General features: G+C 74.8%; 4 protein-coding genes. 3 read left to right on the top strand and 1 reads right to left on the bottom strand.

The features are described from left to right. The 3 genes from ACW0Q9_RS28800 to ACW0Q9_RS28790 all read left to right on the top strand — a co-directional run. On the top strand, positions 1 to 918 hold a 918-nt coding region (locus ACW0Q9_RS28800; RefSeq protein WP_456186636.1), incomplete at its 5' end, for a DAK2 domain-containing protein. Beyond that, a complete protein-coding gene (gene recG / locus ACW0Q9_RS28795; RefSeq protein ID WP_456186634.1) occupies positions 915 to 3,116 on the top strand; it encodes an ATP-dependent DNA helicase RecG in 2,202 nt (733 codons plus the stop codon). The genes ACW0Q9_RS28800 and recG, both read left to right, overlap by 4 nt. A 44-nt stretch (positions 3,117 to 3,160) precedes the next feature. After that, complete coding sequence (locus ACW0Q9_RS28790) at positions 3,161 to 4,081, top strand: serine hydrolase domain-containing protein (RefSeq protein ID WP_456186632.1); 921 nt, start codon at positions 3,161 to 3,163, stop codon at positions 4,079 to 4,081. 50 nt (positions 4,082 to 4,131) lie between these two features. Here the strand turns inward: ACW0Q9_RS28790 and ACW0Q9_RS28785 are convergent. Beyond that, positions 4,132 to 5,511, bottom strand: a 1,380-nt coding sequence (locus ACW0Q9_RS28785) for an LPXTG cell wall anchor domain-containing protein (protein WP_456186630.1), incomplete at its 5' end; no start/stop codon positions are given.

Raw genomic sequence — 5,511 nt, 5'->3', positions numbered from 1 at the left:
ACCGGCTCCCCGGCGTGCGGCTACGAGGTGCAGTACCTGCTCGACGCCACCGACGAGGAGGTGGCCCGGCTGCGCGGCGAGCTGGGCGCCCTGGGCGACTCCCTGGTGATCGTCGGCGACACCGGCACCTGGAACGTGCACGTGCACGTCAACGACGTGGGGGCGGCCGTCGAGGCCGGCGTGGTGGCCGGCCGGCCGCACCGGATCACGGTGACCCGGTTCGCCGACCAGGTGGCCCCGGCCCCGCCGCTGCCGACGCCGCTGCCCGACGGCCGGGCCGCCGTGGTGGTGGCCACCGGCGCCGGCATCGCCGAGCTGTTCGGCGCCGAGGGCGCCACCGTGGTGCCGGCCAACCCGTCCACCGGCGAGCTGCTCGACGCCATCCGGGCCACCGGCGCCGCCCGGGTGGTGGTGCTGCCCAACGACCCCAACACCCAGTCGGTGGCGAGCGCGGCCGCCCGGGAGGCGCACCGGCTCGGGGTGAAGGTGAGCGTGGTGCCCACCCGGTCCCCGGTGCAGGCCCTCGCCGCCCTCGCCGTGCGGGACCCGAAGCGGCGCTTCGAGGACGACGTCATCGCCATGGCCGAGGCCGCCGGCGCCTGCCGTTACGCGGAGGTGTGCCACGCGAGCAGGGAGGCGCTCACCGTGGCCGGGCCGTGCCGGCCGGGCGACGTGCTGGCGCTGGTCGAGGGGGAGGTGCACCTCATCGGCGCCGACCTCCTGGACACCTGCACCGCCGTGGTCGACCGGATGCTCGGCGGCGGCGGCGAGCTGGTCACCCTGCTCTGCGGGGCGGACGCCCCGGCCGGGCTGGCCGACCGGGTCCGCGAGCACGTCGAGCGGTCCTGGCCGTTCGTCGAGGTGCAGGCGTACGAGGGTGGGCAGCCGCACTATCCGCTCCTGGTGGGGGTCGAATGACGAGCGAACCGGCGACGGTGGACACGCCGCTGAAGAAGCTGGTCGGGGAGCGCACCGCCAAGGCCCTGGCGAGCCACCTCGACCTGCACACCGCCGGCGACCTCATCTACCACTTCCCCCGCCGCTACGACGAGCGCGGCGAGCACACCGACATCCGCTCGCTCGACGTGGGGGAGCAGGTCACCGTGCTGGCCCAGGTGCAGCGCACCGCGGTCCGGCCGATGCGGCAGCGCCGGGGCAACCTGCTGGAGGTCACCGTCGGCGACGGCTCCGGCGGGGTGCTCACCCTCACCTTCTTCGGCAACCAGGCGTGGCGGGAGCGGGAGCTGCGCCCGGGCCGCTGGGGGCTGTTCGCCGGCAAGGTCACCGAGTTCCGGGGCAAGCGGCAGCTCAACGGCCCGGAATACGTGCTGCTCGGCGAGGGCGGCGACGGCGAGGCGGCGGCCAACGAGGAGGTCGAGGAGTTCGCCGGGGCGCTCATCCCGGTCTACCCGGCCGCGGCGGCCGTGCCGACCTGGGTGATCGCTCGTTGCGTGCGGGTGGTGCTGGACACCTTCACCCCGCCGGAGGACCCGCTGCCGGCGACCGTGCGCGCCAGCCGCAACCTGGTCGGCATCGGCGCCGCGCTGCGCGAGATCCACCGGCCGACCAGCAAGGAGGAGCTGTACAAAGCTCGCCGCCGGCTCAAGTGGGACGAGGCGTTCGCCGTGCAGCTCACCCTGGTGCAGCGCAAGCACCGGGCGGCGGCCTGGCCGGCGAAGGCCCGGCCGGCGAAGCCCGGTGGCCTGCTCGACGCGTTCGACGCCCGGCTGCCCTACGAGCTGACCTCCGGCCAGCAGGCCGTCGGCCGGGAGATCGCCGCCGACCTGGCCACCGCGCACCCGATGCACCGGCTGCTCCAGGGCGAGGTGGGCTCCGGCAAGACCGTGGTCGCGCTGCGGGCCATGCTCCAGGTGGTCGACGCCGGCGGGCAGGCCGCGCTGCTCGCCCCGACCGAGGTGCTCGCCGCCCAGCACCACCGGGGCATGCTCGACCTGCTCGGCCCGCTCGCGCAGGCCGGCGAGCTGGGCGCCGCCGACGACGCCACCCGGGTCGAGCTGGTCACCGGCTCGCTGGGCGCGGCCGCCCGGCGGCGGGCGCTCGCCGAGGTGGCCGAGGGGCGGGCCGGCATCGTGCTCGGCACCCACGCCCTGCTCTACGAGGGGGTCGACTTCCATGACCTGGGCCTCGTGGTGGTCGACGAGCAGCACCGGTTCGGCGTGGAGCAGCGGGACGCGCTGCGGGCCAAGGCCGACCAGCCGCCGCACGTGCTCGTCATGACCGCCACCCCGATCCCGCGCACGGTCGCCATGACCGTCTACGGCGACCTGGAGATCTCCACGCTGTCCCAGCTGCCGCAGGGGCGCTCGCCGATCGCCTCCCACGTGGTGCCGGCCGCCGAGAAGCCGGCCTTCCTCGACCGCGCCTGGCGCCGGCTGCGCGAGGAGGTCGCCAAGGGGCACCAGGCGTACGTGGTGTGCCCGCGGATCGGTGAGGGGCCGGCCTCGGACGAGGAGGCGCCGCGGGAGGACGACAACGGCCGCCGGCCCCCGCTGGCGGTGACCGAGGTGGCCCCGCTGCTCGCCGAGGGTCCGCTGCACGGGCTGCGGATCGGAGTGCTGCACGGGCGGCTGCCGGCCGACGAGAAGGACGCGGTGATGCGCTCGTTCGCCGCCGGTGACCTGGACGTGCTGGTGGCGACCACGGTGGTCGAGGTGGGCGTCAACGTGCCCAACGCCACCGTGATGATCGTGCTGGACGCCGACCGGTTCGGCGTGTCCCAGCTGCACCAGCTCCGGGGCCGGGTGGGCCGGGGCTCGGCCGCCGGCCTCTGCCTGCTGGTCAGCGAGGCGATGGAGGGTTCCCCGGCCCGGGAACGGCTGGACGCGGTCGCCTCCACCACCGACGGGTTCAAGCTCGCCGAGCTCGACCTGGAGCAGCGCCGGGAGGGCGACGTGCTGGGCGCCACCCAGTCCGGTCGCCGGTCGCACCTGCGGCTGCTGTCGCTGCTGCGCGACACCGACCTGATCCGGGACGCCCGGGCCGAGGCGATCGCCCTGGTCGAGGAGGATCCGGAGCTGGCCCGCCACCCCGCGCTGGCCGCCTCGGTCGCCGCCCTGGTCGACGAGGAGCGCGCCGAATACCTGGAGAAGGGCTGATCCGGCGCCCCCACGGGCCGGCCGCCCGGGCCTAGGCTCGGGCGATGCCGACCCCATCCCTCGACCGCGGCGTGCTCCTGCTGGCGCAGGGCGACGATCTCCAGGTGGACCGGGTCACCGGCTCCGCCGACGCCGAATCGCCCTGCACCCCCGCGACCCGGTTCCAGATCGCCTCGATCAGCAAGCAGATGGCCGCAGTGGCGGTGCTGCTCCTCGCCGAGCGGGGCGCGCTGCGCCTGGACGATCCGATCAACCGCTGGCTGCCGGACCCGCCGGCGGCCTGGGCCGGGATCACCCCGCACCACCTGCTCACCCACACCTCGGGCCTGGGTCATTGGGAGGACTACCCGATGATCGACCTGGCCGGGCCGGCCGAGCCCGACAAGCTGCTGGCGGTCTTCGCCGGCCTGCCGCCGCTGTTCGCCCCCGGCACCGGCTGGCACTACAGCAGTCCCGGGTACGTCCTGCTGGCCCGGGCCGTCGAGCGCGCGTCCGGCCGCCCGTACGCGGAGTTCCTCGCCGAGGAGGTCTTCGCGCCGCTCGGCATGACGGGCAGCTTCGCCGGCGACGCCGCCGGGCGGGACGACGTGGCGACGGGGCACGAGGGCGGCCGGCCGGTGCCGTCCTGGAACCTGGACACGGTGAGCATGGGCGCCGGTGACGTCTGGTGCACGGGTGCCGACCTGCTCACCTGGCTGGACGTGCCACGCCGGGGCCGGCTGCTCGGGCCCGCCGCGGTGGCCGCCATGATCACCCCGCACGCGCCGACCGGCCGCCCCGGCGAGGCGTACGGCTACGGCTGGTTCGTCGGCCCGCTGGCCGGGGAGCGGGCGATCCACCACTCCGGGGACAACGGCGGGTACAAGGCGTTGGCGGCCTGGTTCCCCGACTCGGACCGGCGCCTCGTGGTGCTGACCAACCAGGCCGAGATCGACCGCGCGCTGCTGATGGCGGAGCTGGAATGAGCCGAGGGCGCGTCGACCGGGTGGTCGACGCGCCCTCGGGCCGGGCCTCGTCAGGCGGTGAAGCGGATCCGCCGCCGTCGGGTCACCACGAAGAGCACCGCGCCGGCCGCCACCAGGGCACCGGCCACGGCCGCCATGACGCCGGCCGCCGCGCCGGTCACGGGCAGGCCCGGCTCCCCGCCGCCGCTGCCGCCGCAGCTCCGCTCGGGCGCGTAGACCGCCTCCAGCTCCACGTCCAGGTCGGGCAGGGCCACGGTGGCCTGCTCGTCCTTGCCGGCCTGGAAGGTCACCTTCTCGGCGCTGCCCGGCGCGACCGTCCGGGTCTCGGTGCGCCCGCCGTAGGTCAGCTCGGCCTTGACCGGCAGGCCACCCTTGGGGTTGGCCACCGTGAGCGTGAAGGTGTCGCAGTCGGCCCTGGTCGCCACCGTCGGCAGCGGGCAGTCCTTCGGGCGCTGCCAGGAGTAGCGGCCCTTGTCGAGCACCTTGCCGTCGACCAGCACCTCCACGGTGCCGGCGTTCGCGGCCGGGACGACGGTGTCGGTGTCGGCCTTGCCGGACTCGACTGTCACCTTCTTCGACCAGCCGTTCGCGCCGCGCACCTCGAACTCGACCGGGTAGCGGCTCAGGCTGCCGTCGTTGCTCAGCGCCACGGCGACCGTGCCGTCGCACTTCGAGGTGAAGAGGGCGGCGGGATTGGTGCAGCCGCGGCTGCCGCCGTTGTACCAGCCCTGCGGTCCGTGGGACCGGTTGCCGGGTGCCCCGGGAGAGCCGAGCTTGAGGTTGCCGTACCGCTTGCCGTCCTCGGTCAGCGGGTCGATGACCTGGCTCGTGTCGCCCCAGATGAGGTCCACCTGGGTGTTGCAGTCGGGCAGGTCGACCTTCAGGTCGATGGACGTCCGGGTGCCGCCGATCCAGTCGCTGGCCGGGGTGCCGTACACGTACTGCGGGGTGGCGAAGCGCGGGCGCGGGGCGAAGTAGGACACCAGGGTGAACCACTGTTTCCCGTCGCCGCAGAGCGGCAGGTCACCGTCGAGCTTGACGGTGGCGGTGCCCTTCGGGCCGTCGAAGGTGTGGCTGTAGGTCGCCTTGTCGAGGTCCACGCACTTCGGGGCGGGGGAGCAGGGCGCGTCCCGGGTCAGGTCGACGGTGCCGGTGTCGGTGTGGTCCTTGCCGTTCTGCTTCCACAGCGCGTAGATGGTCAGCGAGGCCGACCGGGTGTCGCCGGGCACCCGCTGGACCGCCTGGACCGAGCCGCCGTCGGGGACGACCGTGCCCTCCAGCGGGATGGGGGATGCGCCCTCGACGGCGACGGTCACGTCGGTCTTCGGGTTCGGGGTCACCTGCTGGAGCGTGGCGGCCTTGTCCCGCTCGCTGTTCTCCACCGTCCAGGTCAGGACCCGCTCGCCGGTGAGCTGGTCGCAGGCGGAGGT

It is taken from the genome of Micromonospora sp. I033, from assembly GCF_053890995.1.
This window is presented reverse-complemented; position numbering and strand designations above follow the sequence as displayed.

Bases quoted from the DNA above. Each gene is read 5' to 3' on its own strand.
- recG (WP_456186634.1), top strand. From the start codon at position 915: ATGACGAGCGAACCGGCGACGGTGGACACGCCGCTGAAGAAGCTGGTC.
- ACW0Q9_RS28790 (WP_456186632.1), top strand. From the start codon at position 3,161: ATGCCGACCCCATCCCTCGACCGCGGCGTGCTCCTGCTGGCGCAGGGC.